This is a genomic window from Psychromonas arctica (genome assembly GCF_036697365.1).
Lineage (GTDB): Bacteria > Pseudomonadota > Gammaproteobacteria > Enterobacterales > Psychromonadaceae > Psychromonas > Psychromonas arctica_A.
This window is the reverse complement of the sequence record NZ_JBAHZA010000002.1, coordinates 155,546-182,025: the sequence shown is the minus strand read 5'-3', so window position 1 is coordinate 182,025 and position 26,480 is coordinate 155,546. Positions and strand designations below refer to the sequence as shown.

The following is a 26,480-nucleotide window of genomic DNA, read 5'->3' as shown; positions in this document are numbered from 1 at the left end:
CAAATACTCCTGACATTAATTGACCAAATCATGTTAATGAATTGGTCAATTAGATAAATGAAGGGTTAAATCTCTATTACAACTTTACCCATACCTTGGCCACTTGTAAGTCGAGCATAGGCATCGCCTACTTGTTCAAATGAGTAATGATTTTCATCTAAAACCGGTATTAAGCCACCAGATTCAACAATCTTCGTTAATTCAGATAAAATGGCACCGTGTTCTTCACGTTTAGTGTTATGCAACATTGGGATAAGCATAAATATAACGTGCAACGACAAACCTTTCATGTGTGCTGGCAATAAATCAAGTGACAGCATAGACGTAGTTGTCGCTATTTGTCCGTTTATTGTCGCTGCTTCAAATGAGTTTAATAAATTCTCCCCACCAACAGAGTCAAAAACAATATCAAACCCTTTTGCATTGGTATGCTTCTCGACATAATCAGCCACTTTTTCAGTTTTATAATCGATACCCGTTGCGCCTAATTGTTCGATTAGGGCAATTTGCTTGTCGCCACCGCCAGTAGAATAGACTTTACAACCAAAATGATGAGCAAGCTGAACAGCAATATGGCCAACACCACCAGAGCCACCATGTACTAGTACTTTTTTACCTGTGGAAACCTGTGCTCTTTGTAAGCCTTCATAAGCCGTAATACCAACCAAAGGTAATGCAGCTGCTTCACGCATTGATAAATTTTTAGGTTTAAGCGCAATTAAATTTGCGTCTGCAAGCATATACTCAGCTAATGCTCCAGGTAAATCAGCTAAACCACCAGCGCACCCATAAACTTCATCACCAACTTGGTAATTCTCAACACCTTCACCGATTTCAGTGATTGTGCCTGCAAAGTCCATCCCTAACAAAGCAGGTAGTTCTGGCGATAATCCAGCCAAGGCTTCGCCCATGGATTTGATCATAGTATCAACAGTATTAACACTGGTTGCAGATACTTTGATAACAACATGACCAGCTTTTACAGTTGGTTGTGCAATTTCAGTTTGTTCAAATACTGCTTCTTCGCCGTAACTTTTCAATATCATTGCTTTCATTATGTTCACCTTTATATGCCAATGTTTAGTAAGTGAAATAAGTATATTATCTAATAACTAATTTGATAATATGGCAATATAATGAATCACTTTATATTTTTTATTGATAATAGGGGCGTTTAAATTGAATATTGAGCATTTAAAACTTTTTGTACGCATTGCTAATACCCATAATATTAGTGCTGCTGGCGAGGCGCTTGGTTTATCTGCCGCAGTGGCGAGTAATCATATCAATAAGCTTGAAGAGGCACTAAAAGTTAGGCTAATTCATCGTACTACACGTAAAGTTTCATTGACTGAGGAAGGAAAAGCATTTTTACCTTATGCCGAGGATGTTATTGCCAGTGTACTATCAGCGCAAGCTTCTTTAGGTAAAGAAACGAATATATTGCAAGGGCGATTACGGGTTTCTGCCCCTGCATCGTTTGGCAAAATACATTTAATTCCTGCATTAACTGATTTCTTAAAAGCGCATCCTAAATTAACTATTGATTTGAAGTTATCTGACTCTATTGTTGACCTAGTGGAAGGTGGTTTTGATATTGCAATTAGAAACTCAAAATTAAAAGACTCAAGTTTAATTGCCCGTAAGTTAACCAGTGATCAACGTATTATCTGTGCTTCCCCTGAATATTTAAAAGCCAATGGAATACCTACACATCCTGAACAGTTAAAACAACATCAATGTCTCACCTTAACAGGTCTCGATCATTGGATTTTCGATGATAATGGTAAAGAGCTAAATATAAAAGCAAAAGGCAACTTAAGTGCGGATAACGGAGAAGCAATCAGAGATGCTTGTATTAATGGTTTAGGCATTACCCTTTGTTCAAAGTGGATAGCTCATCAACAATTAAGTGACGGAGTACTGGTAGAAATTTTACAAGATTACCCGTTAACCAGTGATACTTCTATTTGGGCAATTTACCCAAGTTCTCGGCAAGTTGCGCCTAAAGTTAGGGCATTTATTGATTATTGTAAGGAATATTTTGAAAATAATAATCGATGGGAAGTGTGATCGTAAATGAATGTTCTGCATTCTTTGTGCTTGAACTAAACACCTGTTTATCAGCTTTAAATATTAGTTAATAATTTATTTATTTTTAATGGAAGTTCAGCCCTTATCTATTATTTTCACACTTTCATATTTAAAAAATGAATATCGATATTAAGCCTTTATAGCGCCGAGTTAACTAATATTATGAAAAGTTAAAAGTTAAAAATACAAACTGGAGCCAGAGACATGAGTAAATACGAGCAAGAATACTACCTGCCGTTCGCAGCCATGGATGACAGTAAATTATTTGTTGGGATGGATAAGAAAACGGTAATGCGTCGTGGTGGACATAAAAAACTTAATCCTGCTGATGGACCGATGTTTTACCATAATGCCTACAAAGAAGAAGATAAAAAAGAGGGCGTTAAACAGCCTATTCCTGACATTATGTTGGTAACAAGGGAGATGATTATACCCAATGAGATGATGGAATTTTTGCGCGGTTTTAATATTCCAGGTATCCAAGTGTTTCCTGCTGTTTATATTGACGATGATGATAACTGGCATGAAAACTTATCGGTCATTCATTGTTATGAAAGGTTAGATTGTTTAGATTTTGATAAAAGCGTAATAGAAAATAATCCTAAGTACTGGGAAGAGGGAGATGATAATAAAGTTGATAAACCTTATCTTTCTGAAGCAGTCCTAAATGGAATGCCAGAAGATGAACGGTTAATATTTAAAATAGATAATGTTAAGGGGCTACATATCTATTTTCACCAACGTATTGTTGATTATATCCGTGAAATGGAATACACAGGCGTTCACTTTATTAAAGTCGCTGATTTTGAAGAAGGAATGCAAAACCATGAAGGCTTTGATGGTGTCACAACTTATTAGTTCATATTTCTTTTAAAATCATTTTGTCATAAACACTAACCTTATTTTTACAGTATGTTTGTTGTTCATAAAAATAGTCGTTTTCTTTATTGAAAAGTTTTGTATTGAATAAATATCCAATGGGAAGTGCAATAATTAATCTAACTAATTAATAAGTGGTCATATTCTGTGTGATATTTAATCTTAAATGTGAATGTTAACTCTTTAAATTTTAGTTTGTGAAGTCAAGCATTGTGTCTGTTAAGTTAAATGTTAGTCTTGATCAGTTACACATATCTAACATTTCAATAACATGAATAACGTATACAAATGAGGTTATCACAATGAATAAAACTTTAAAAAATGGAATCCTAGGGTTAGCGTGTTTATTCTCTTTTAACGCACTTGCTGAAAATTATACGATAGGGACAGGGAGTCAGAGTGGTACTTATTATCCATTAGGCGGTATCTTAGCTAAAATTTGGAGTGAAAATATTGATGACTTCGATATGCGTGCTGAAGTAACTGCTGCATCAGTAGAAAATACGATTAAAGTCGCAGCTAAAAAACAGCTTGCTGGTATTGCAATGGGTAACGTCGTTTTACAGGCAAGTGAAGGCGTAAAACCTTTCCCACGTAAAATGGATGTTGCACCATTATTCGCGCTTTATCCAAATGTTGTTCAATTTATCGTTCCTGCTGATTCTGATATCAAATCAATTAAAGATTTAAAAGGTAAGAAAGTATCTTTAGGAGCTCCAGGTTCGGGTACTCGTGTCAGCTCAACGAATATATTAGCGGCGTTAGGTATTAATGATAGTGATATTGAAGCTCAATCATTGAATTACACGGCAACTACGAATGCAATCGCTGCAGGTCAAATTGACGCTGGCGCAATTGTAGGGAGTGTTGGTGTTGGTGCTATTACAGAGCTTGCTTTTACTAACAAAATTCGTATTTTATCTTTTACTGCAGAAGAGTTGAAAGCTGTTTCTGAGAACAATGCTTCTTATCAATCAATTGATGTTCCTGCCGAAAGTTATAAAGGCGTTGCTGCTTTCAGTGCGCCAGCAGTATGGAATATTCTTGTAGTCAATAAGAATATGGATACTGATTTAGCGTATCAGATGACCAAAGTTGCTTTCGAACATATGGATGAAATCAATCAAGTGATCAGCGTGACTAAATTTACGACTATTGAAAATATGAATAAACTTGAAGGTGTTGACCTACACCCAGGCTCTATGAAGTTTTTCAAAGAGAAAATGCAATAAAAAGGTAGTCTTAATTTATACCTAAAAGCAAAAACAGCCTGCTGTGACTAACTATTAGTTGCAGCATTTTTATTTTAATTCAACTTAACAAATTGTAACAACCGCATATTATTAACTACCTATTACTTTCTATTTAATATAAAAATGCAACTTTAATAACATATATTGTCTGCAAATTAATAAGATATACCGATTTAACGTAACAAAGGATTGGTATTAGATATACGCTTCGGAGAAAAGCATGACAGAATCAACAACGCGCTGGTGTTCAGACAAACTAGTATTAATAGCCGCATTAGCAGCAATCTCTCTTTCAGTATTTCAAATTTGGCAGGGGATTACTGCTGATTTATCTGCACCTGTATTTAGACCCATCCATTTGAGTTGGGTTCTCATTTTAGTTTTTTTAACCTTACCATTAATTAAGCAAGGGCAATCAACTGCTATCTATCTAATGGGCCGGTGTATAGATATTCTATGTATAGCTGCCATAGCTTGGGCGTCTTATAATATTGTCTCATTTGATTATGATGACATCATGTTCCTGATGGATGGATTGACATCATTGGATCAACTTTCAGGGTTAATCATTATGGTGCTTCTATTGGAAGCAACACGACGAACAGTCGGAATGGTAATGGTGGTTATCGCTGCTTTGTTTTTAGCCTATGCAATCTTTGGTAATTACTTACCTGGTTCAATCGCTAGTAAAGGTTTTTCAATTGAAGAAATAGTCAGGTTTCATATTTTCTCAACAAACGGTATTTATGGGGCACCTTTAGCGATTGCAGCAGGTGTGGTATTTATCTTTGTATTATTTGGTGCTTTCTTGCAAGTGACTGGTGCTGGTAAATTCTTTATCGACGCTTCTTTTTCACTGGCTGGTAAATACCGTGGAGGTCCTGCAAAAGCGAGTGTATTAGCGTCTGCTGCTTTAGGTTCTATTTCAGGATCTGCAATTGCAAATACAGTAACCACTGGTGCGTTAACTATTCCGATGATGAAAAAGCTTGGTTATAAATCTGAGCAAGCTGCTGGGATCGAAGCCGCTGCTTCAACAGGAGGTCAAATTATGCCACCTGTCATGGGCGCAGGGGCATTCGTGATGGCGCAGTTTACGGGTATTCCTTATAGTGAAATCTTATTAGTTTCAATTGCTCCAGCTATTTTATATTTCGGTTGTACTTTACTGTACGTTCATTTAATGGCGTGTAAATTAGGCCTTAAAGGGATGGATGTCACTGAGAAAATAACAGTCGTATTGAAAGATGGATGGCACTTCTTAGTACCATTGATATTGATAACCAGCTTATTGCTAATGAGTTATTCGCCTATTTTGGTTGGTATTACTGGCTGTGTTGCAATCTTGGTCGCTGCAATGTGTCGTAAACATAGTCGTATTACTGTTTCTGTTTTCTTTGAAGGAATGAAAGAAGGTGCAATCCTGGCTCTGCCAATAAGTGTCGCTTGTGGTACTGCTGGTATTGTTGTTGGTGTGGTTGGACAAACTGGAATTGGCCTTCAATTTACGCAATTCTTGATGGCGCTATCAGGTGGTTACCTATGGTCTGTATTAGGTTTAATTGCAATTGCTGCTGTTATTCTTGGGATGGGGTTACCTGTGACAGCTGCTTATATTGTATTATCGATTATGGCTGTACCAAGTCTAACAGAACTAGGTGTAGGCTTATTAGCTGCACATATGATTGTATTCTGGTTGTCACAAACGTCTAACGTGACTCCACCAATTGCACTTGCTGCCTTTGCTGCTGCTGGTATCGCCAATACGTCTCCAATGAAATCAGCGGTTCAAGCGTTTAAATTAGCTCAAGGCTTCTTTATCATCCCTATTATGATGGCATTCTCTGGATTAATTTGGATGGAAGGTAAGAACGTCGATTTCATTGTTGCAATTGTACTAACTGTTGGATTAATTGTTGCTTTTGCTGGCTGTATAGAAGGGCGTTTAGCAACGAAATTACCGATGTTATCTCGCATGCTGTTATTAGTGTCTGCCTTTGCTATGTTAGTTCATTACCCATATATTAATGCTATTGGCTTAGCGCTTATTGTAGTGATCACTTTACTTAATATACGTGCTTCAAAAAATGAGAGTGTATTAACTCAGGAAGTCATTTAAAACATTCAATAGTTTATTTAAGATAACTTCAGTTGCAGTAAAGAACGCAAACTTTACTGCATACAGATTAATAAATCGCTTTATGATCTGATAACCCCAATTTAACGTGGTTACGGATAATATTAATATGCCACAGGGCATTATTAAAATCATGACAGAAAAAAGGAGTTTTTTATGAAATATAAAGTGTTAGCTACGGTTATTGTCGCAGGTTGTTTTTCTTCATACGCATCAGCAATTGAAGTTGAATTAACTGATTCCGCATGGGATGGCGTTAAGATACCAAAAGGTCAACAATGTCAGAAATTTGGTGGAGAAAGTCCAATGACTCCAGCATTAAAGGTTTCATCAATACCAACAGGTTCAGATTCTCTCATGCTGGCTTACAGTGATAGAGATTCTGAAAAAATGAATAATGGTGGTCATGGGATTATGAGTTATAAAATTATGTCTACGGCATCAAGTGTTACTCTACCGAAAGTGCCTGGCCATTCTTATGACTTACCTGAAAATTTTACTATGATAGAAGCTCATCGCAGTCCAGGTTGGGATAAAGAAGGTGCTTATATGCCTCCATGCTCTGGTGCTAAAGATCACGCTTACTACGTGACGGTTAAAGCAATGAAAGGGAAAGAAGTAACTGCAACGACTGTGCTTGAATTAGGTAATTATTAGTTGATAAAACATTAATTAAGCTTTTCTTAGTTATTTTTTATAATTCACTTTAAAGTAATTTTTAGTGAATTTTTTTTACTTTGTATTTGCTAACTTTTAAATTATTTCTATATATTAGATTATTTTAAAATAACTTGAACGATCGTTATGATTGTGTTTGAATGAGTGTTCAATTAACGAGGAGCCTCACATGATTAAATTTTATTTTCACCATACACCTAACCCAATGAAAGTTGCACTTTTCCTAGAAGAAACTGGTTTACCTTACGAAGTGGTTCCTCTTGACACATTAAAAGGTGAGCAACACACGCCTGAATATAAAGCAATTAATCCTAATGCTAAAGCACCTGCAATTACTGACGATGAAACACGTGTTTTCGATTCTAACGCTATCTTAATGTACCTATCAGAAAAATCTGGCAAGTTAGCTGGCAAACCTGAAGATCGTGCTGAAATGCTTTCTTGGTTAATGTTCATTGCATCAGGTTTAGGTCCTTACTCAGGCCAAAGCGTACACTTTAGACATGCAGCGCCAGAAGGCTTAGACTATGCAGTTAACCGTTACCTTCGTGAAGCACAGCGTCACTATGAAGTATTAGATACTCATATGGAAGGTCGTGATTTTGTTGTAGGTGATGAATTCACTATTGCAGATGTATCTGCATGGGGCTGGATTGATAAAGCAACAGTTGTATTAGGTGAAGAAGGGCTTACCCCTTACCCTAATTTAAAACGTTGGTTTGACAGTATTGATAGTCGTCCTGCTGTGGCACGAGCTCGTAATATTGCATCCGATGTTGAATTTAAAAAAGAGTTTGATGAAGATGCTAAACGTGCTTTCTTCCCATCAAACTACCCAAAAGTTTAATTAACTAATAAGGAGCGAATATGACTGATCAATATGTCCCACCTAAAATTTGGGTACATGATACTAATGGCGGCAATAAATGGGCTAACATTAATCGACCGGAGTCTGGTGCTACTCATGAAAAAGAGTTACCAGTCGGAGAGCATAAGTTGCAGTTGTATTCCTTAGGGACTCCTAATGGTCAGAAAGTGACTATTATGCTTGAAGAGTTATTAGCTTTAGGCATTAGTGAAGCTGAGTATGATGCTTATTTAATTAATATTGGTGAAGGTGATCAATTTTCATCTGGCTTTGTCGGTGTCAATCCGAACTCAAAAATACCAGCATTAGTTGATAAAACGGCTGATCAAGATCTCAATGTATTTGAGTCTGCTTCTATTCTTGTACATTTGGCGGAGAAGTTCGGTCAGTTTCTACCTGCTTCAGGTGTCGCAAGAACGACTACGTTTAACTGGTTATTTTGGGCACAAGGTTCTGCACCATTTTTAGGAGGTGGCTTTGGACATTTCTATGCTTATGCAGATGAAAAGTTTGAATACCCAATTAATCGATTTGCGATGGAAGCTAAACGTCAACTTGATGTATTAGACAAACAGTTAGCTAACAATACATTTGTCGCTGGCGAAGAAATCTCTATTGCTGACATGGCAATTTGGCCTTGGTACGGTAATTTAGTGTTAGGTAACTTATATGACGCTGCTGAGTTCTTGCAAGTTGAAACCTATACTCATGTAATGCGTTGGGCTAAACAACTTGAACAACGTCAAGGTTTCCAACGAGGACGTACAGTTAATCGTCCGTTTGGAGAAGAGTGGGAAAAAGTTGAAGAGCGTCACTCAGCTGAAGATATTGATAAAGTGCTAGCCAAAAAGCCTCAATAATATAATTACCCTTTTAAAAGTGATTATATTTAAAAACGGTTTAATAACATGACGTTATTAAACCGTTTTTTTATATTTATTGATTTTTGATATTCAACTTCTCAGGGTACTGTTTAATCATATCGATAAAACAATCTGCCATCGAATATTGGGTAATTGTCCCTTCACCTTGCATCATAGTTAATGCGTCGTAGCCTTCTTTTCCTTTCATGGTATAGGCTGAAGAAGTGCCGTGATAAAAAGTTTCTGCTTGTACTTTGATCCACCCCTTATCTGGGTTAAAAATTGTTAATTCTGTAATACGCTCGCCAATAGGACGTTCTGAACAATAAGTAAATGCAAGATTATGCGTGTATGGGTAGCTTCCACTGCCGCTACCGACTACGCCATTATTAGTTGCATTATTGATTGCACCCTCAAGTGCAAGTGATATAAATTTACCTTGAATTCGATATACACCAATTGGTACCATAAAAGGAAGTAACTTACCGGCAATGTCAGCAATTGATATCTGTCCCTGATTTAATGATGAACGAATACCACCCGCATTATGAATGGCAAAATCGACTTGATGTCCAAGTTTATTCATCATGTATGAAAACGATTCAGCAACTAGAGGTACCAGTTCGCTACCTCCTTTTTCATCTGGGATACGAATATGTCGCATATCCTGAGGCAAAGTAGCAATAATAGTATTCTGCAATTTTCTTACTTTAGGGACATATTTGTCTAATAAAAGACTTTGTAACAAAGGATCTTTTTTACAGATGACAATATTGTCATGATCAGCAAGGTATGCACTGGCTTGTATTGCAAGTTCTCCATCCAGTGTATTTAGTAAACTTTTTTCATTGCATAGTCGACGACCAAATAGTAATTCATTTTTACCAGTAAAAGTTATGACAGTTCCATCTTTTGCAAAGTCAATGTGACAATGACCTATCGCTTGAGCATGACAGCCTGCTTGAACAATATAAGTGTTGTTAATGTATTCGCCATATTCTGGTTCATGCTTAAGTCCAATATCACTGAAATCACCTTGCAGCACATGCGTATGACCGCCAACAATTAAACTAATACCAGTTACCAATTTTGCTAACTCTTTATCTCCTTCATAACCAAGGTGGCTTAATAAGATGATTTTATTTATGCCTAATGATTGAATTGCCTTTACAGTATTAATTGCTGTTTCAATGGCATTAACAAACGGAGTATCAGGATCTACATTAGCGATATCCATCATTTTATCAATAGACAGACCAAACAAAGCAATTGGTTCACCATTGACTTCTCGGGTTATCCACTTAGCCGTTTTTTGTGCTACTTGATAGGAAAGTAGATTATCGCGATTACTTAATTGATGTGACTTTGTGGTTAATTCATTTGAAAGGTTCCAATTACCAGCCAATAAAGGGAACTTTATACGGTCAAGAAAATCTGCAATTGGTTGATTACCCATATCTAACTCATGATTACCTATGGTCATCATATCAATACCTAATGCATTGAGCATTTCAGCATTTGCTTTACCTTTGAACAATGAAAAATATAAGGTACCTTGAAAACAATCTCCTGCGTGTAAAAACAAAAAACCTCTTTGTTGTTCTTCAGCAGCACTTTTTAATTGTTTTACTCTGGTGGCAATGCGAGAAAAACCGCCATTACTGACATACGGCGAAAGACTTTTACCTGCTATGTTTAATTGTAGTTGCAACGCATGAGGTTCAAAGTAGGAGTGTGTATCGTTAATATGAGCAAGTGTTAACTGCACTGCTTTATTGTTTTTAATCATAAGCCTTCTTGATGAGTATTCATATCAATAGTAATGCGAATTAGATAGGCTAACACTATGGTTAAAAGTTATAAATGATTATCAACAAAATCGTCAATAAAAAAGGGGACTTGTCATTACAACAAATCCCCTTAACGGTTTTAACCTAACAATTACTTACTTTTCCCAAGCAAATGATTCAAACATTGGATCAACCGGTGTTTTAGCTACGTGGTTAACGTAGTTACTAATTGTTTTTTGTGATAACCCAAGAATAACTTCTAATACTTGTTGCTGGCCATAACCTGCTGCAAAGAAAGCATCCATATCAGCGGCTGGCACATTACCACGGTTTCGTACCATGCTTAGGGTAAAGTCATGTAGAGCTTGTAACTTAGCTGTAGGCATTTTATCGCTATTACGTAAAGCTTCAGTTAATGCAGCATCTACATTCATAGAATGTGCAATACCTGTGTGTGCTGGTACACAGTAATGACATTCGTGTTCAACATTAATTGTTTGCCATACAACTGTTAGTTCTTCAGCATCAAAAGAAGTATTAGTGAACTGTTCATGTAGTTGTGTGTAAGCTTTAAGAATAGTTGGTGCTTCAGCCATTGTACCGAATAGGTTTGGTACAACACCCATTTGTTTAACGGCACCTTCAAGAATAGGCTTACTTTGTTCAGGAGCTGTGTCTACTGTATGAATTTGAAATTTGCTCATTACTTTACTCTCTCTAGTGAAAAATGAATTTTAAAGATTGTGTTCAATCAGTGAGTTCATCATAGCTCATTGTGAACGAGTGTTCAAGTTATTTATAACGATCGTTCAAATTAGGTTTGAGTTTAATTGAATGAATAAAATACGAGCGAGAAATTAGTAAAGTAGAAAGTATTAAACTTTATTTAAATAAACATTAAGTATAATGATTAGCAGCAGAGGGAATGTGTAGAGGTTTAGCTATTATATCGGTTGCTCTAAGGATATGGATATACTAATTAAATATAATAGCTGTTGGTCGTTTTACGAATGTAGTAATTAGTGAAAGGGAGAACCGATGAAAATCTCATTTACAAACTTATTAATGGTCTCAATATTACTATTAACTCGGGCATAGGTTCTTAACCCTATGATTTGTATTTGCACATAACTAGCTAACTCTTTTGCATCTTTATCTGAGTTAATTTCACCAAGTTCAATTGCTTCGGTAATGATTTCTGCGAACTTATTCTCTACATTTGCCAACAATAGTTTCGCTTCATCTAATAGTTCTTTGTTATCAGCGTCAGTTAACTCAGAAATAGACTTAACAATCATGCACATGCAACTTGGTTTACCTTCTAAATTCTCAATAACCAGTTTTCTGATAAAAAGCTTTAGTCCTTCTAAAGGAGAACTTGTTTCATCTAAACAGGTTTCTAAGACTTCACCAGTTTTATTTGCATAATATTGGATAGACTCTTTGAATAAATTGTCTTTACTGCCAAATGTTGCATAAATGCTACCAGGGCGTAAATCGATAGCTGTTTGTAAATTGCGCATAGAAGTACCGTGGTAGCCTTTACCCCAGTATAAATTAGTGGCTTTTTGTATTACTTCTTCTCTATCAAACTTGGCAACTTTACTCATCTGCAATCTTATTATTTTTAATGGAACACTCGTTCATTATATAACTAAATAATACGCTTACCAAGTTTTGCGGGTTAATTTATTCCTAACAGGGATAACTGAAACAAAGGTTATTTATCTTTTTTACTATGAAAAGCACTTGGCATCACTTCAACACCAACCATTTTACCTAACTTTACAATAATAGGGATAGTGATAGGCGCAAAAGGTAGCAATGCAAATACGCCTAAACCTAATCCTTTTAAGATATCTAAAAATTGTTCGTTAGCTATTTTCATTTCGGACTTTGAAGCTTGACCTTTGGTATAACGCTTATAAATAACTAGCATTAGTTTCGTTTCTTGTTTTTCTTGGGCAAGTGCTATCTTCAATTTAAGCATCGCTCTTTTAGTTCTGAGCCTTGCTGCTAGTTTTTGAATTCGAATAACTCGAATAGGGGCTTTGTGAATTTTATGTAATGTTTTCATTATTTACTCATTATAAAGCGTTAATAACAGTAAATTTGAATGACGTTACTGATAAAAATAGTGGTTAGGTATAACGATTAACAGTCTACCGTTTAAATATAGAAACAAATACAAGGATGTAGTCAATTTATCATAAAAATAAATGCGCTAATTCTCAACAAAATAAGTGTCTAAGAGAGATACGTCATACCTTGTAAACAACTCAATAGACATATTCCCATTACTTTTGGTTCAAATTTTTATGAATAACCCTTTACATGTAACTTTTCATATATACCATTGTTCGTATATTTCTAATTTAATGGTCATTTATAATGAATAATTCAACAAAAAGAAAAGTACTGTTTCTTTGCACAGGTAACTCTGCTCGTTCACAAATGGCTGAGGCGCTATTGCGACATAAAGCGAGTGATTCATTTGAAGTTTACAGTGCAGGTACGGAACCTGAACAGGTTGATGACAGGGCAATAGATGCGTTAAGGAAATATGGTATTGACGTAAAAGAAGTAAGTTCTAAAAGTGTAGCTTCTTTTGATGGCGTCATGTTTGATTATGTTATTTCTCTTTGTGATAAAGCCAGTGTTGAATGTAGGAGTTATCCAAATGCAGGCAAACAACTTGCTTGGGATTTCCCTGATCCTAAAAACCGTTCAGGTGATCAACCTTTCTTTAAAACCTTGAATGAATTAAATACACGGTTAGGGATGTTCTTGTTAGTAGAACAAAAGCACAAGAAACAAGTTAAAGACAATTCCATTGATGCACCTTTAACTGAATTCTTTAAGTGTTTAACGGATCCAATAAGGTTAAAAACATTGATGCTTTCACATTATCACGGAGAGTTATGTGTCTGTGAGTTAATGGTGGCATTGCAAGAGGAGAGTCAACCAAAGGTCTCCCGTAACTTAGCTGTATTAAAAAAATCCAACATCATTAAAGATAGAAAACATGGGCAATGGGTATTTTATAAAATTAACCCAGAACTTCCTCTGTGGCTTAAAACGGTGATTGCTCAGACGACAGAAAGTAATGTACAGACGATTAGCGTCGAATTACAACGATTATCGGCGATGAAAAATAGACCTGATCGTGCAAGTTTTTGTAAATAAACATTAAGGAAAAACTCATGGGATTATTTGAACGCTACTTGTCACTTTGGGTTGCAATTGCTATCACTATTGGAGTTTTATTCGGCTTATGGCAACCAAATATATTTGAAACCTTAGCAAGCTTTGAATTCGCACATATTAATATTTTAGTCGCCGTGTGTATTTGGTTAATGATTTACCCAATGATGGTACAAATAGATTTTTCGTCTATTAAAGATGTTGGGAAGAATCCAAAAGGGTTAATATTAACGGTCATCATTAATTGGTGTATTAAACCTTTCACCATGGCTGCGCTAGGTTGGTTTTTTTTCAATTTATTGTTTGCTGATTTAGTTGATCCTGATTCTGCTCAGGAATATATAGCGGGTATGATTTTATTGGGTGTTGCACCCTGTACTGCAATGGTTTTTGTTTGGTCGCAACTGACTAAAGGTGACCCAAATTATACTCTGGTACAAGTGTCTGTTAACGATGTCATTATGATATTTGCGTTTGCACCTATTTCAGCATTTTTACTTGGTGTAAGCGATATTCAGGTGCCTTGGGCAACATTAATGATTTCGGTTGTTTTATATGTTTTATTGCCTTTAATCGCAGGGGGACTGACACGCAAAGCTTTCGATAAAAGGGCAAAGTCAATTGATGTATTTTTAACAAGGGTTAAGCCTTGGTCTGTTATTGGTTTATTAGCAACAGTGATTCTATTATTTGGTTTTCAAGCGAATACAATTATTGCAGAGCCACTAACTATTGTATTGATTGCTATCCCATTAATCTTGCAAACCTACGGTATTTTCATCATTACCTATTTTATTGCGAAAAGAATTAAACTACCGCACAACATAACCGCACCAGCGTGTTTAATTGGTACCTCTAACTTTTTTGAATTAGCCGTAGCGGTTGCTATTTCACTATTTGGTTTACATTCTGGTGCTGCTCTTGCCACTGTTGTTGGTGTATTAGTAGAAGTGCCAATAATGTTGTCGTTAGTGGCTATTTTAAATAGAGCGAAACGCAACCCTATTTCATAACACTTTTATCTATCTACAACACACAATAATTAATGGAACATATTATGCCCGTACACCCTTATGATATTTTACCTTTAGACAATGGTGCTCAACTCATTTTTACACCTTGCCCAGGTACAAAAGGCACAAACGTTGATGATGCATTAACAACCTTGAAAGATGAAAAAACGGCTATGTTGATTACCCTGATGTTTGATCAAGAAATGCAAAAAAATGCAGTCGATGAATTACCAGCTGCATGTGATAGATTAGGCATTCAATGGGTTCAATTACCTATTTTAGACGATGCAGCACCTGGAACAGACTTTGAAAGCCAGTGGGCGAAACATAAATCGGACATTATCAAGCTGATTAATAATAAAGGGACTATTGCTGTGCACTGCAAGGGTGGCTCAGGCAGAACGGGGTTGGTCATAGGATTAATTTTATTAGCGTTGGATTGGCCTGCTAAAGAAATAATAAAAACAGTTCAATCAATTAGACCTAAAGCACTTTTACACCCGGTACAACTTGAGTATTTTACTCAACACGCTAATTGATAGAGCAGACAGTTTAAGAAAATAAAATAATTTAAAAGTACCTTAATATTTGGTGCTTTTAAATTTTAAGATTATTCATAATAAATCAAACATGTAGTTAGCAATTCTAGTTAGTGTTGTTAAATATGTTGCTAAATGCGTTATTTAGATGCACTCAATGCACCTTTATTGCTCATAAATATTGTATTTTACTGAGATAAGATGCGTGTTTAACTCGGTGTTGATAGTTTAATGGAGTGGCTTTTACTAGTCGTTTAAATTCTCGTAAGAAGTGCGGTTGGTCAGTAAACCCTAAGTCATAAGCAAGATCAGAGAAAGTTACTTTTTCGCCATGATTAATTTGGTAAACAGCAGACTGACAACGAATAATACGGCTGTAAGTTTTAGGCGACATACCCATATCACTTTGAAATTTCCGTTGTAAAGTTCTAATGCTATAACCTGTTAAATCCTCTAAATCCTTTATTTTTATATTGCCTTGGTTTTGGCAAATATTTTGAATAATTTGTGTCGTTGTACAAGTATGTTGTCGTTGCAATTTTTCAATCATAAATTGATTAAAAAGATCAACTTGATGATGAAAACTATTACTGTTTGAAACCTCCTCAACTAATTGATTTGCATTTGGAATTAGATCTAATAAATTGTAGTGGTTATCAATTAATTCACTCGCCGAGACATTAAGAAAGTCTGGCATTACCCCTGACTTAAAGCGTATACCAAAGTAACGATTATGTGCTGTTAATTCGATATTGATAGCTTCTAATGGCGTGCCAAAGACTTCTGCATTAGGGCGACTACTGTTGCAATCAAATAGCACATCAATGCAACCATCCGGAATAGCAAAGGGTGCTTCTCTACTATCGCTTGCTTCAAAGGTATAAAAGTGAGAAATAGTTTCATTATTCGCACCTGCTAACGAGAATTTTTGCTCTGCGTTCATCACTAACCAAGGTTGCTTATGATGGATATGTGCCAGTTGATTCACAATGGGTAAATTAGCCATAACATGCTCAGAATTGTTAATAAGATAATTACTACTCAGCAAGCTTGATGCCAAAATTATGCTTCGTTAAATAGCACGATATATGCTTTAAAAAATATTCAATTGTGTCGTAAATATACAATACTCGCCCCAAACAGTTCTCTACTATCGTTTGCAACTGCTGAAATGAAAGCTTCAGAACTGAAGCATGTTCAGCAATCTATCACTTTCAATAATAGGTACTGAAATGGACAACAATACGAGAATTGATTTTATTTACTTATCTGAGCAAGACATGATTAAAGCTGGCGTTACGGATATGCCGAGTTGTGTCGATACAATGGAAGATATGTTTAAGTTGCTTTACAAGGGCGACTACCGAATGGCTGGTGAAAATAATGATTCTCATGGTGCCATGATCACTTTCCCTGAAAAACCTGAATTCGATACTATGCCTCGACATACAGCTGATCGTCGTTTAATGGCAATGCCTGCTTATTTAGGTGGAGACTACCAAACCTGTGGAGTGAAATGGTACGGCTCTAACATTGAGAACAGAGAAAAAGGCCTTCCTCGCTCAATCTTAATGTTTATTCTCAATGATGTTCATACTGGTGCTCCATTGGCTTATATGTCAGCAAACCTATTATCGGCTTATCGTACTGGTGCTGTACCTGGTGTTGGCGCTCGTCATTTAGCGCGTAAAGACTCTAAAGTTATTGGTTTATTAGGCCCAGGCGTGATGGGTAAGACATCTGTTGCTGCATTTATGGCTGTTTGTCCTGATATTGATACCCTCAAGATAAAAGGACGTGGTCAGAAAAGCTTAAACGATTTCATTGAATGGGTTGGTAAAACATTCCCACAAATCACTAACGTATCAGTTGTAGATACATTGGAAGATGTTGTCCGTGATTCAGATATTGTGACTTACTGTAACTCAGGTGAAACGGGTGACGTATCAACTTACCCTGAAGTAAAACGTGAATGGGTGAAACCTGGAGCATTCCTATCAATGCCCGCTTATTGTCGGTTAGATGAAGCACTAGAGAAAACAGATGTTAGAAAGGTATTAGATAACCCTGGCCTTTATGAAGCGTGGTTTAGTGAAGTGCCAAAACCTGCACACCAATATATCCCTATTATAGGTGTTCGCTTCTTAGACATGGTTGAGCAAGGAATCATAGACGCTGCTTCACTAGAAGATCTCGGGAAAATAACTGCTGAAGAAGCTCCTGGCCGTCAAAATGATGAAGAAATTATCATCTTATCAGTAGGCGGTTTACCAGTAGAAGACGTGGCGTGGGCAACTAAAATTTATCGTAATGCATTAGCGAATAAAATTGGTGTGCCGTTAAACCTTTGGGAAACACCAGAACTTCGCTAGCACTAGCTTAATCATCACATTCAGCACTATTTTCAGTGTCTATATCAAATTTAATGATTATTTACTCAGTATAAAACTGAGTAAATAAACTATTCAAATTAATAGGTAACATCATGACTAACATTATCAAAGTAAATACAGCATCACCATTAGAAAAAGTAGCCAGTTATTCACGACTTGTTGTTGTTGATAATTGGATATATGTATCAAATACAGCCGGAAGAAACCCTGATACTAAACTTATTCCAGATGACCTTATCGAGCAAACAGAACAAGTATTTAGCAATATCGAAAAGGCCTTAAAGGCCGTAGATGCAAGTTTACAAGATGTTGTTATGTCGCGTGTGTTTATTCAAAACCCTGCAGATACACATCAAGTGATGGAATATATTGGCAGTAAATTTAAAGGAGTAAACCCTGCAACAACAGTGACTAATCCCCCTTTAGGTTCACAGGCTTACAAAGTTGAACTTGAAGTCACAGCCTATCGTGGTGCTGGTAATGCAACAGTACAGCAAATTTCAATCTAATTTTAGATCTTAATTTCGCTTCGTCACTGCTAGGAGAGTCATGATGACAAAAACACTTGAAAGATTAACCACACAACAAGCGATGCCGGAGGCTACTAAAGTAGTGATTATTGGTGGCGGAATTGTTGGTGTATCAGCTGCTTTAACTTTAGCAGAACGAAATGTTCCGGTTGTACTGATTGAAAAAGGGCATATTGCTGGAGAGCAGTCTTCACGTAATTTAGGTTGGATACGGAAAACTAGCCGTCATTTTGATGATGTGCCTTTGGCATTAGCTGCAGATAAATTATGGGCAGATATGCCTAACCGAATCGGACATGATCTTGGTTATAACCAGTGCGGTATTATGTTTCTTGCGAAAACTGAGGAACAAATGGGTACGCATGAAGCCTGGCTTAAATCTGTTAAAGAACTAAATCTTGATTCTCGTCTTCTTTCTGCCAATGAGGTCAATAATCAAGTACCAGGTGGAGAACAACAGTGGGCAGGTGGCATTTATACCCCTTCAGATGGTCGTGCTGAACCTGCAATAGCAACTACGAAAATGGCGAAAGCTGCTATTGCCAAGGGCGCGACTATTATTGAACATTGTGCTGTCCGGGAAATTACCACGTCTGGCGGGCAAGTTTCAGGTGTAATGACTGAACATGGAGAGATCAAATGTGAACAAATGCTACTGGCTGGTGGTGCTTGGTCAAGGAGACTGTTAGGTCATCATGACGTGTCTTTACCTACTTTACCATTGGTCTGTTCAGTAATGCGTACTAAAGAGATGCAAGGTCCCACTGATATTTCTGTAGGGGGGCCAGATTTCTCCTTTAGGAAGCATCAAGACGGTGGTTTTATTATTACGCAACGTGGTGCGTTAGATGCCCACATCACATTAGACCATTTAACGATCGGTTGGAAGTACTTAGAACAACTCCGAACTCAACGCAGATTTTTGCGTGTTTCGATGGGTAAACACTTCTTTGATGACCTAAGGATAAAACGACGTTGGAAGGGAAATCAGCTATCTCCTTTCGAACAAATTAGAATCGCTAACCCAGCGCCCAACTCTGCATTAAATTTGGAAGCATTAACTAACTTACGTAATGCGTGGCCAGCCTTTGAAAAAGCTGAACTTGATGAAGAATGGGCAGGGATTATAGATGTTACACCTGACTCAAACCCTGTTATTGATCATATCAGTCGTATTCCTGGTTTAACTCTTGCCACAGGATTTTCTGGTCATGGTTTTGGGACAGGGCCTGCTGCAGGACATTTAGCGGCAGATCTCGTTGCTAATACTTCACCAATTATTGATCCAACCCCATACCGTTTTAGTCGTCTCTAAGCCGGTCAACATTTAACACTATAAAAGGAATTTAGATATGAATGATATAGCACATTCTGCATCGGCTTTTACAGCCAAGCAGTATAAACCTAAATCTAACAAATTAGGTTTGCCAACCATGATGGGTATTTGTATTGGTTTAGTGATAGTGCAAGGAGCAATGATCTCTGCAACTCAAGGGATCGGTATTGGAGGTACATCCTTTATAGCTGCGATGTTTGTTGCTCTAATTATCTCTCAATTTAATGCAATGAGTTTTGCCGAATTATCACTTATGTTTCCACAGGAAGGGACACTTGCTACCTATACTCAAAAAGCAATTGGTCACTTTCCTGCCATTGTGTCAGTTTTTGCAGGTTATGTTGTTGTTGCTATTTTAGCGATTCCAGTTGAAATGTTTTTGATTGATGCCATGTTGGGTGAATTATTTCCTGGGGCAATGCCTGAAAAAATAGTACCTTTGATTATTTTAGTTGTGTTAAGCGTTACTAATTTAATCGGAACTGATATCTTTGCAAAAATTCAAAATTTATTAGCCTTTGTGCTTGTAACTGCACTAGTACTGATTGGATTACTCTCTATTACTGGTATTGCTGAACCTCATCCACAATTAACAGGTACTTTGGTAGATTGGAGTTTTGATGGTGTATTAGATGGTAGCTTTATCGGACTTGTTGCCTTAGCTATGTGGTTAATGGTCGGTGTAGAGTACATTTGTCCTATGATCAATGATGTTAAAGATCCGGAAAAAAATATCCCAAAAGCAATGCACGCTTCATTATTTCTAATATTTACTATTTTCTTAGCCTTTGTCTATGGTGCAAGTTTGTATTTAGATGTTGAAACATTAACAGGCTCACCAATTCCATATCTAGATTACTCAAATGCAGTTTTTGGTCAGAGTGGATTGTTAATTGCGACTATCATGGGTATTGCGGCAACCTGCAGTACAATTAACACTGTTTTAGCATCGGTACCAAGAATGCTTAGTGGTATGGCTGACAATAAACAAGCATTTCCACAGTTGAACATTAAAAATCGTTTCAAAGCTCCGTGGGTTGCCATTACGATGATTGCAGTATTAACATCTATTCCATTTTTATCATTAGGTATTGATTCACTGATCATGCTGGTTATTGCTGCGACTACAAGTTGGTTGTTAGCGTATATTGTTGCACACATCAATGTGATGGTTTTACGTAAACGTATGCCTAATCATAATCGTCCGTATCGTAGTCCTTTTTTTCCTATTCCACAGATACTAGGTATTGTTGCTATGGTTTATGTGGCTATTAATAACTCGCCATCACCTGAAATGACCCAAACTGTATTTACAATCAGTGGTACTATTTTATGTATTATTAGTATCATAGGCGCATTATGGGTTAAGTTTTATATGAAACGTGATTTATTTGCGCCTGATATGGATTAATTAAAGCCCTTTAGCCCTTATTGATTATAAAGATGATGGCTAAAGCTATTACTTCATTCATAAAACCCTTTGGTTATTACCATAGGTAACCCTTCTAGATTAAAATTTTATTTAACCCCGCTGACCTTAGTCTGTATAGTGAACAATCACTAAATGATAGTTATTTGTATTTATATTTTAAATTCATTGCTAATACTATTGATGTTTATAAGGAAGCTAGGTTTCTCGTGAAAGGATCAACTAACAATTCATTGAATCGTATTGAGTCGGTACTTGAATATATCGAAAACTCATTGCATTTGCCTTTATCATTAGAAGATCTCGCCAGTAAAAGCTGTTGGTCACGTTGGCAATTACAACGTATCTTTCAAGAATATACTCAACAAAATGTCGCTCACTATGTACGTCAGCAGAAGCTATCTAAAGCTGCTGAACTTGTTCTATTAAACAATAATAGAATGATCGATATTGCTTACATGCTTGGCTTTGGTTCGGAAATTTCGTTTAGTCGTGCTTTTAAATCTTATTTTAATATGAGCCCTAAGCAATATCAGAAACGTGGTTTGCGGATGGGTATAAAGAAACCATTAATTAAAAGTCCTTTTACCGAGTCTGAATTAAATTCTCTGTTTGTTCAAATCAGAATCGATCACCTTCCAGAAACGACCATTTATGGTGCGCAAAATAAAATTAAAGGAATTGCATCTGAATCACCTGATTATATGCAAACAGTTCCTGATACGTGGCGTAAATTTGAAGAATTATCTCATACAAAAAACATTATGACTGATCGATACTTTGGTGTGATCAGTGTTGATGAGTCAGATCAAGAAGGGCAGTTAAGTTATCTTGCTGGAACTCCAGTACCAATAGATAGCGCTACTAGTATTGATTTATCTAATCAACATTATGCAGTTGTTTCTTTTGAAGGCCCAACCCATAAGTTTGCAAAAATTGTCGAGTGGTTTGTATTTTTTTGGCTACCGAATTCTGAATATGAATTATGGGAGAGTCACGAACTAGAGGTTTATAAAAAGCAAATTGATAAATCTAGGTTAGAAGTTGAATACTGGCTTCCTATCTTACAAAAGAAGTAAGTTTAAATAACAGTAATAAAAAGTTCATTATAAAATACACTTTGCACCAAATTGTTAAGTTTTTCATTTATAAATTGATATTATCTAAATAATAATCATTATCAATTTAAATGGAAGAATCAGATTATCATGACAACTACAAATGGAACCAAGTATTTCAAACCAACTACCTTAGCTTCAGTGATTGCAATCGCATTATTCAGCCCGCACCTAGCTGCTGATCAGGAGTATGATAATGCAACAGAATTAGAAACTATGTCGGTGATGGGTAAAGCTTATCGTAATACTGCAACCAAAACTTCCTTAGCACCTGAAGAAACACCTCAAGCGATTAACGTGATTGATGGAGAGCTATTACAAGAGCGTGGTGCTCAGTCATTGAATGAAGCGTTACGTTATACGCCAGGGGTCGTGACAGAAACTAAAGGCGGCGCAGTAACCATGTACGATACTTTTACTATTCGTGGTTTCTCTACTAGTCAAAGTTATTATGATGGTTTAATACTTCAACAGTTAAATGGCTGGAATTTACAGCCACAAATAGATCCTATTGCGTTGCAACAGATTGAGGTATTTAAAGGGCCTACTTCAGTTTTGTACGGATCTATGCCACCCGGCGGTATGGTTAATATGATCGCTAAGGCACCGCAAATTGAATCTAAAACCAATCTTGGTTTAAAAATTGGAACAAGTGACCTAAAACAAATATCTATTGATTCTACTGGCCAGATAGGCGATAGCGACGTTTCTTATCGGTTTATTGCTCTAGCCCGTCAAAAAGATGGACAGGTTGATACAACGGATGAAGAGCGCTATTTGTTAGCACCTTCTATTACATGGGATATCTCGGATAAAACTTCACTTAACTTGAACGTGTATTATCAAAATGATCCGGATATGGGAATGAATTCAGCTATTCCATCATCTGGCTCTGTATTCAATAACGTTAATGGAACCACTAGTGCAAGTACCTTTGTAGGTGATGATAATTGGAGCACTTTTGAACGTGAAGTACTAATGCTTGGTTATAAATTTAGTCATGACTTTAATGAAAATTGGACTTTCTTACAAAATGCACGCTACACCAAAGCTGATTTATACCAAGAAAATACTTATCACTATGCCAGCTATGATGAAACAACAGGGGATCTCGACCGATACATTTATAGTACTGACGAAAGTTCCGAAGCTTATGCCATCGATAACCAATTAACTGGTGTTATTAATATTGCCGGGATTAAACATAATGTATTGCTAGGCATCGATTACCGCCAGTTAAAAGGTGATTCAGCTTATGATTATTACGGTACAACCAGTCAGTTTGGTACTTTTAATATCTTTAACCCTGATAACGATTTAATTGACAGAAGTGCATTAACGTCTTTAGCGACTTACAATGATGAAATATCAGTTAAGCAACTAGGTGGATATTTCCAAGATCAGGTACGTTTGAATAATGTAGTGTTAATTGCTGGTGGACGTTTAGATACTTATAAAAGTAAAAGTGATTACTCAGGTTCAGTGACAGAAGCTGATGAAACTGAGTTTTCATATCGTTTAGGCGCGCTATATGAATTTGATAACGGATTATCACCATTCATTAACTATGCAACTAGCTTTGAGCCTGTTGCTGGACAAAGTGATTTTGGTGAAGCTTTTGTTGCTGAAACAGGTAAACAGATTGAAGTAGGGGTCAAATATAATTCAGATGACTTGAGTAAAACTGCAACTGTATCTGCTTTCCAAATAATCAAAAGTAATGTAGTTGTTTCTGACCCTGCTTCTGCTGATTATCAAGGGCAGTTACAAGTCGGTGAAGTTCGTTCACAAGGTGTGGAATTTGAAGGTAATTGGTTCATTACTGATAATTTAGATGTCTCTGCGTCATATACCTATATTGATATGGAAATCACTAAAGACAGTGAAAATGGTCTAGAGGGCACAACACCTATCTATGTTCCAACACATACAGCAAATATTTGGTCAAATTATTACTTTGATGACCAATACTTACGTGGTACTCGTTTAAGTGCAGGTATTCGTTATGTAGGTGAAATGCAAATGGATGCAACCAATACTCAAGGTAAAGTACCGGATTACACTATTGCAGATTTATCTATTGGTTATGATATGGGTAACCTTAGTAAATCTTTAACAGGTATGAATGTTAACTTGTCTGCTAATAACGTTTTTGATGCGGAATATTTCTCTTGTTATGACGATCAAAACTGTTGGTATGGCGATGAAAGAACCATTGAACTGGGCGTAAACTTTACTCTTTAATTTTAAAATTTAACACTCTAAACCTCATAGTAGCTTGCTATTATGAGGTTTTTTTATGTTTATTAATGAGTAACTTGTTTAGTAATTGTAATTGCAATTAAGATTAATTATCATTTAAAAACTATTTTAACCTTGTGATAACCTCAATAAAGTAAAATATTCCATCATAAATATTTTCAACACCTTAACTATAATAATAATAGGAATTTTAATGAAAAAATCAGTATTGGCTACTTTGGCCGTATTATTAACTCTCCCTAACTTAGCTTTTGCACACGTTATGCCCGGTGGTGGTGGATTTATGTCAGGGTTTTCACATCCTGTTTTAGGTCTAGATCATTTACTCGCTATGTTAAGTGTTGGTATTTTGAGTGCTCAAATGGGTGGGAAATCAATTTGGAGAGTACCCGTAACGTTTGTTATTGTGATGTTAATTGGTGGCATTTTAGGCATTAAAGGTGTCGAAATGTTCTCTGTTGAGCTTGGTATTGCAATTTCAGTTTTGGCTTTAGGTCTCTCAATTACAACTGAGAAAAAATTACCACATTTTATCGCAATGCTATTTGTTGGCTTTTTTGCTATTTTCCACGGCTTTGCCCATGGCGTTGAGATGCCGTACTTAGCTAAGCCTGAAATGTATGCCGCTGGTTTTGTGGTTGGTACTGCCACCATTCATCTTGCAGGTGTATTTATTGCGCTTATTTTACAAAGAATTAAACAAGGTGATCAGTTACTGAGGTATTTAGGGGCTGGTATCGCGGGGATTGGTTTTCATTTAGTGGTAATGTAAAGCAAACAGAACAGTACTTTAATTTATTTAAAGTACTGTTTCATCTTCTCGTTATTTTTTCATTTCTTTTCATATTTCCCTTTCTAAATTAATTGGATACGTTATATTTAATTCATTATTTAATCGCTTTAAAATGTTAATTAATGAATAAAATACCCAAAAAGATAAAACGTAACTGGCGTAAACAGGGCGAAGCACCTGATTATCGTTTCTCACTTGCTAATGAACGTACTTATTTAGCTTGGATTAGAACTGCTTTAGCATTATTAGCCGGTGCTATAGGGTTAGATCAATTGACTCCTGAACTTGCAAATCCACAAATTCGTTATGCTTTGTCTGTCTTTCTGTGTGTTTGTTCAGGACTCTTAGCCATATTTGCTTACCGAAGATGGGCAGCGAATGAATCATCTATGCGACACAACAAAACACTAAGTTACACCAGTTTTATTAAAGTCATCAGTAGTATCGTATTTATCTTTAGTGGTGTAGTAATATTGGCTGTATTTCTATGAATACCGACATGTCTGATCATGGTTTACAGCCAGAAAGAACCTTGATGTCTTGGTTTAGAACTTATCTATTGTTGATTATTATCTGTTTTATACTTTTATTTGTAAGTGTAAAAATAGATTTAATACTCTTTAAGTTACTGGGGTTAACTTTAATATTATTTACTATGTTCAGTTTAGTTTTTCAACTTAGACGATTTAAAAATTTCTCTTCAAAAAACGTTGTCACCACCAACGAATCCATCTTAAAAATGGCTTTTTCATTTTTCATCGGTTTAACCGCATTCAGTTATGCAGGATTTTTAATTATTAAAATATTTACACCTTAGTGCGATTAAATAATGAGGAAACTACAAAAAAGTTCGAATAATTCAGACGTTTTTTGCAGTTTAGATAATGTTAATTGCAATATTAACAATGGTTAAGATATTTTTAATGTCCGTGACGTCTATGATGCCTTCTTTTATGCTTTCCATGATTTGGTGAAAAGAATAAAGAAATAGCAGGACCATGATGAAGCCCTAATTTAATAATTGGGCTTGTTGTGTGATATTTAACTCTATTTCTAATTGCTCTTCTTTTTTTGATTTTCTGTATTTGACGCACATTCTTTTGATGGCTAACTTTATGTTTATGGTGAGCAGAAGCTCCATGATGATTATTTGCATAGGCAGGTGCAGTGAATGCCAAACTAAATGTAAATAGACCTGCAGTTAATAATGATAATGTATTTTTCATGTTAATCTCCTCATCAAGTCAACAATGACTTTATTTCAGTGATTAAACTATAAAAGGCAATTATGTAGTAAATTT

The 26,480-nt window shown here is 36.1% G+C and carries 26 protein-coding genes; 19 read left to right on the top strand and 7 right to left on the bottom strand.

Annotated elements, in window-relative coordinates; genetic code table 11:
- Positions 1-65: 65 nt before the first annotated feature.
- Entirely contained in the window at positions 66-1,055 is a 990-nt protein-coding gene (locus V5290_RS02885) for a zinc-dependent alcohol dehydrogenase family protein (protein WP_333381678.1), read from the bottom strand.
- A 124-nt stretch (positions 1,056-1,179) separates the two neighbouring features.
- Between V5290_RS02885 and V5290_RS02880 the strand changes: the two genes are divergently transcribed.
- From V5290_RS02880 to yghU, 7 genes are all read left to right on the top strand, one after another.
- On the top strand, positions 1,180-2,073 hold the full coding sequence (locus tag V5290_RS02880; RefSeq protein WP_333381674.1) for a LysR family transcriptional regulator: 894 nt from the start codon (positions 1,180-1,182) through the stop codon (positions 2,071-2,073).
- A 225-nt stretch (positions 2,074-2,298) separates the two neighbouring features.
- Positions 2,299-2,952: a hypothetical protein gene (locus tag V5290_RS02875; RefSeq protein WP_333381672.1), complete on the top strand. Its 654-nt coding sequence runs from the start codon at positions 2,299-2,301 to the stop codon at positions 2,950-2,952.
- A 323-nt stretch (positions 2,953-3,275) separates the two neighbouring features.
- Positions 3,276-4,205, top strand: coding sequence for a TAXI family TRAP transporter solute-binding subunit (locus V5290_RS02870; RefSeq protein WP_333381669.1), 930 nt, complete (start codon positions 3,276-3,278; stop codon positions 4,203-4,205).
- A 241-nt stretch (positions 4,206-4,446) separates the two neighbouring features.
- Positions 4,447-6,345, top strand: a complete 1,899-nt coding sequence (locus V5290_RS02865) for a TRAP transporter fused permease subunit (RefSeq protein ID WP_333381666.1) — start codon at positions 4,447-4,449, stop codon at positions 6,343-6,345.
- Positions 6,346-6,519: 174 nt separating this feature from the next.
- A complete protein-coding gene (locus V5290_RS02860) occupies positions 6,520-7,020 on the top strand; it encodes a hypothetical protein (RefSeq protein WP_333381663.1) in 501 nt (166 codons plus the stop codon).
- A 190-nt stretch (positions 7,021-7,210) separates the two neighbouring features.
- Complete coding sequence (locus V5290_RS02855; RefSeq protein ID WP_333381660.1) at positions 7,211-7,888, top strand: glutathione S-transferase family protein; 678 nt, start codon at positions 7,211-7,213, stop codon at positions 7,886-7,888.
- Positions 7,889-7,908: 20 nt separating this feature from the next.
- Positions 7,909-8,769, top strand: coding sequence for a glutathione-dependent disulfide-bond oxidoreductase (gene yghU / locus V5290_RS02850; protein WP_333381658.1), 861 nt, complete (start codon positions 7,909-7,911; stop codon positions 8,767-8,769).
- Positions 8,770-8,845: 76 nt separating this feature from the next.
- On the opposite strand, the gene V5290_RS02845 is transcribed toward yghU, so the two are convergent.
- The 4 genes from V5290_RS02845 to V5290_RS02830 all read right to left on the bottom strand — a co-directional run bounded on the left by V5290_RS02845 (position 8,846) and on the right by V5290_RS02830 (position 12,639).
- Positions 8,846-10,561, bottom strand: coding sequence for a bifunctional UDP-sugar hydrolase/5'-nucleotidase (locus tag V5290_RS02845; protein ID WP_333381656.1), 1,716 nt, complete (start codon positions 10,559-10,561; stop codon positions 8,846-8,848).
- Positions 10,562-10,717: 156 nt separating this feature from the next.
- Entirely contained in the window at positions 10,718-11,266 is a 549-nt protein-coding gene (locus V5290_RS02840) for a carboxymuconolactone decarboxylase family protein (RefSeq protein ID WP_333381653.1), read from the bottom strand.
- A gap of 315 nt (positions 11,267-11,581) precedes the next feature.
- Complete coding sequence (locus tag V5290_RS02835) at positions 11,582-12,172, bottom strand: TetR/AcrR family transcriptional regulator (protein WP_333381651.1); 591 nt, start codon at positions 12,170-12,172, stop codon at positions 11,582-11,584.
- A 110-nt stretch (positions 12,173-12,282) separates the two neighbouring features.
- Positions 12,283-12,639, bottom strand: coding sequence for a hypothetical protein (locus V5290_RS02830; protein ID WP_333381648.1), 357 nt, complete (start codon positions 12,637-12,639; stop codon positions 12,283-12,285).
- Between the two features lie 314 nt (positions 12,640-12,953).
- Between V5290_RS02830 and V5290_RS02825 the strand changes: the two genes are divergently transcribed.
- The 3 genes from V5290_RS02825 to V5290_RS02815 are packed head-to-tail and all read left to right on the top strand — an operon-like array spanning position 12,954 to position 15,318.
- Entirely contained in the window at positions 12,954-13,748 is a 795-nt protein-coding gene (locus V5290_RS02825; RefSeq protein ID WP_333381645.1) for a metalloregulator ArsR/SmtB family transcription factor, read from the top strand.
- A gap of 17 nt (positions 13,749-13,765) precedes the next feature.
- Positions 13,766-14,779 (top strand): ACR3 family arsenite efflux transporter, encoded by a 1,014-nt coding sequence (gene arsB / locus V5290_RS02820; protein ID WP_333381643.1) that lies wholly within the window; start codon positions 13,766-13,768, stop codon positions 14,777-14,779.
- Between the two features lie 44 nt (positions 14,780-14,823).
- A complete protein-coding gene (locus tag V5290_RS02815; protein ID WP_333381640.1) occupies positions 14,824-15,318 on the top strand; it encodes a tyrosine-protein phosphatase in 495 nt (164 codons plus the stop codon).
- 172 nt (positions 15,319-15,490) lie between these two features.
- On the opposite strand, the gene V5290_RS02810 is transcribed toward V5290_RS02815, so the two are convergent.
- Positions 15,491-16,324, bottom strand: coding sequence for an AraC family transcriptional regulator (locus V5290_RS02810; RefSeq protein WP_333381637.1), 834 nt, complete (start codon positions 16,322-16,324; stop codon positions 15,491-15,493).
- A 226-nt stretch (positions 16,325-16,550) separates the two neighbouring features.
- Between V5290_RS02810 and V5290_RS02805 the strand changes: the two genes are divergently transcribed.
- The 9 genes from V5290_RS02805 (at position 16,551) to V5290_RS17515 (ending at position 25,996) form a co-directional block, all read left to right on the top strand.
- A complete protein-coding gene (locus V5290_RS02805; RefSeq protein ID WP_333381634.1) occupies positions 16,551-17,690 on the top strand; it encodes a tyramine oxidase subunit B in 1,140 nt (379 codons plus the stop codon).
- Between the two features lie 113 nt (positions 17,691-17,803).
- Entirely contained in the window at positions 17,804-18,220 is a 417-nt protein-coding gene (locus V5290_RS02800) for a Rid family hydrolase (protein WP_333381631.1), read from the top strand.
- A 40-nt stretch (positions 18,221-18,260) separates the two neighbouring features.
- On the top strand, positions 18,261-19,556 hold the full coding sequence (locus tag V5290_RS02795; RefSeq protein ID WP_333381628.1) for an FAD-binding oxidoreductase: 1,296 nt from the start codon (positions 18,261-18,263) through the stop codon (positions 19,554-19,556).
- Positions 19,557-19,593: 37 nt separating this feature from the next.
- Positions 19,594-20,988, top strand: coding sequence for an APC family permease (locus V5290_RS02790; RefSeq protein ID WP_333381625.1), 1,395 nt, complete (start codon positions 19,594-19,596; stop codon positions 20,986-20,988).
- Between the two features lie 227 nt (positions 20,989-21,215).
- The gene (locus V5290_RS02785) at positions 21,216-22,085 is read left to right on the top strand and encodes an AraC family transcriptional regulator (RefSeq protein ID WP_333381623.1); all 870 of its coding nucleotides are present in this window, start codon (positions 21,216-21,218) and stop codon (positions 22,083-22,085) included.
- A 129-nt stretch (positions 22,086-22,214) separates the two neighbouring features.
- Positions 22,215-24,368: a TonB-dependent siderophore receptor gene (locus V5290_RS02780; RefSeq protein WP_333381621.1), complete on the top strand. Its 2,154-nt coding sequence runs from the start codon at positions 22,215-22,217 to the stop codon at positions 24,366-24,368.
- 211 nt (positions 24,369-24,579) lie between these two features.
- Entirely contained in the window at positions 24,580-25,158 is a 579-nt protein-coding gene (locus V5290_RS02775) for a HupE/UreJ family protein (RefSeq protein WP_333381618.1), read from the top strand.
- Positions 25,159-25,301: 143 nt separating this feature from the next.
- A complete protein-coding gene (locus V5290_RS02770; protein ID WP_333381616.1) occupies positions 25,302-25,670 on the top strand; it encodes a YidH family protein in 369 nt (122 codons plus the stop codon).
- Complete coding sequence (locus V5290_RS17515) at positions 25,667-25,996, top strand: DUF202 domain-containing protein (RefSeq protein WP_416351594.1); 330 nt, start codon at positions 25,667-25,669, stop codon at positions 25,994-25,996. The genes V5290_RS02770 and V5290_RS17515 overlap by 4 nt, the downstream gene beginning before the upstream one ends.
- A 103-nt stretch (positions 25,997-26,099) precedes the next feature.
- Here the strand turns inward: V5290_RS17515 and V5290_RS02765 are convergent, their stop codons facing one another.
- The gene (locus V5290_RS02765; RefSeq protein WP_333381613.1) at positions 26,100-26,405 is read right to left on the bottom strand and encodes a hypothetical protein; all 306 of its coding nucleotides are present in this window, start codon (positions 26,403-26,405) and stop codon (positions 26,100-26,102) included.
- Positions 26,406-26,480 lie beyond the last annotated feature (75 nt).

Bases quoted from the DNA above. Each gene is read 5' to 3' on its own strand.
- V5290_RS02885 (WP_333381678.1), bottom strand. From the start codon at position 1,055: ATGAAAGCAATGATATTGAAAAGTTACGGCGAAGAAGCAGTATTTGAA.
- V5290_RS02875 (WP_333381672.1), top strand. From the start codon at position 2,299: ATGAGTAAATACGAGCAAGAATACTACCTGCCGTTCGCAGCCATGGAT.
- V5290_RS02870 (WP_333381669.1), top strand. From the start codon at position 3,276: ATGAATAAAACTTTAAAAAATGGAATCCTAGGGTTAGCGTGTTTATTC.
- V5290_RS02865 (WP_333381666.1), top strand. From the start codon at position 4,447: ATGACAGAATCAACAACGCGCTGGTGTTCAGACAAACTAGTATTAATA.
- V5290_RS02860 (WP_333381663.1), top strand. From the start codon at position 6,520: ATGAAATATAAAGTGTTAGCTACGGTTATTGTCGCAGGTTGTTTTTCT.
- V5290_RS02855 (WP_333381660.1), top strand. From the start codon at position 7,211: ATGATTAAATTTTATTTTCACCATACACCTAACCCAATGAAAGTTGCA.
- yghU (WP_333381658.1), top strand. From the start codon at position 7,909: ATGACTGATCAATATGTCCCACCTAAAATTTGGGTACATGATACTAAT.
- V5290_RS02845 (WP_333381656.1), bottom strand. From the start codon at position 10,561: ATGATTAAAAACAATAAAGCAGTGCAGTTAACACTTGCTCATATTAAC.
- V5290_RS02840 (WP_333381653.1), bottom strand. From the start codon at position 11,266: ATGAGCAAATTTCAAATTCATACAGTAGACACAGCTCCTGAACAAAGT.
- V5290_RS02835 (WP_333381651.1), bottom strand. From the start codon at position 12,172: ATGAGTAAAGTTGCCAAGTTTGATAGAGAAGAAGTAATACAAAAAGCC.
- V5290_RS02830 (WP_333381648.1), bottom strand. From the start codon at position 12,639: ATGAAAACATTACATAAAATTCACAAAGCCCCTATTCGAGTTATTCGA.
- V5290_RS02825 (WP_333381645.1), top strand. From the start codon at position 12,954: ATGAATAATTCAACAAAAAGAAAAGTACTGTTTCTTTGCACAGGTAAC.
- arsB (WP_333381643.1), top strand. From the start codon at position 13,766: ATGGGATTATTTGAACGCTACTTGTCACTTTGGGTTGCAATTGCTATC.
- V5290_RS02815 (WP_333381640.1), top strand. From the start codon at position 14,824: ATGCCCGTACACCCTTATGATATTTTACCTTTAGACAATGGTGCTCAA.
- V5290_RS02810 (WP_333381637.1), bottom strand. From the start codon at position 16,324: ATGGCTAATTTACCCATTGTGAATCAACTGGCACATATCCATCATAAG.
- V5290_RS02805 (WP_333381634.1), top strand. From the start codon at position 16,551: ATGGACAACAATACGAGAATTGATTTTATTTACTTATCTGAGCAAGAC.
- V5290_RS02800 (WP_333381631.1), top strand. From the start codon at position 17,804: ATGACTAACATTATCAAAGTAAATACAGCATCACCATTAGAAAAAGTA.
- V5290_RS02795 (WP_333381628.1), top strand. From the start codon at position 18,261: ATGATGACAAAAACACTTGAAAGATTAACCACACAACAAGCGATGCCG.
- V5290_RS02790 (WP_333381625.1), top strand. From the start codon at position 19,594: ATGAATGATATAGCACATTCTGCATCGGCTTTTACAGCCAAGCAGTAT.
- V5290_RS02780 (WP_333381621.1), top strand. From the start codon at position 22,215: ATGACAACTACAAATGGAACCAAGTATTTCAAACCAACTACCTTAGCT.
- V5290_RS02775 (WP_333381618.1), top strand. From the start codon at position 24,580: ATGAAAAAATCAGTATTGGCTACTTTGGCCGTATTATTAACTCTCCCT.
- V5290_RS02770 (WP_333381616.1), top strand. From the start codon at position 25,302: ATGAATAAAATACCCAAAAAGATAAAACGTAACTGGCGTAAACAGGGC.
- V5290_RS17515 (WP_416351594.1), top strand. From the start codon at position 25,667: ATGAATACCGACATGTCTGATCATGGTTTACAGCCAGAAAGAACCTTG.
- V5290_RS02765 (WP_333381613.1), bottom strand. From the start codon at position 26,405: ATGAAAAATACATTATCATTATTAACTGCAGGTCTATTTACATTTAGT.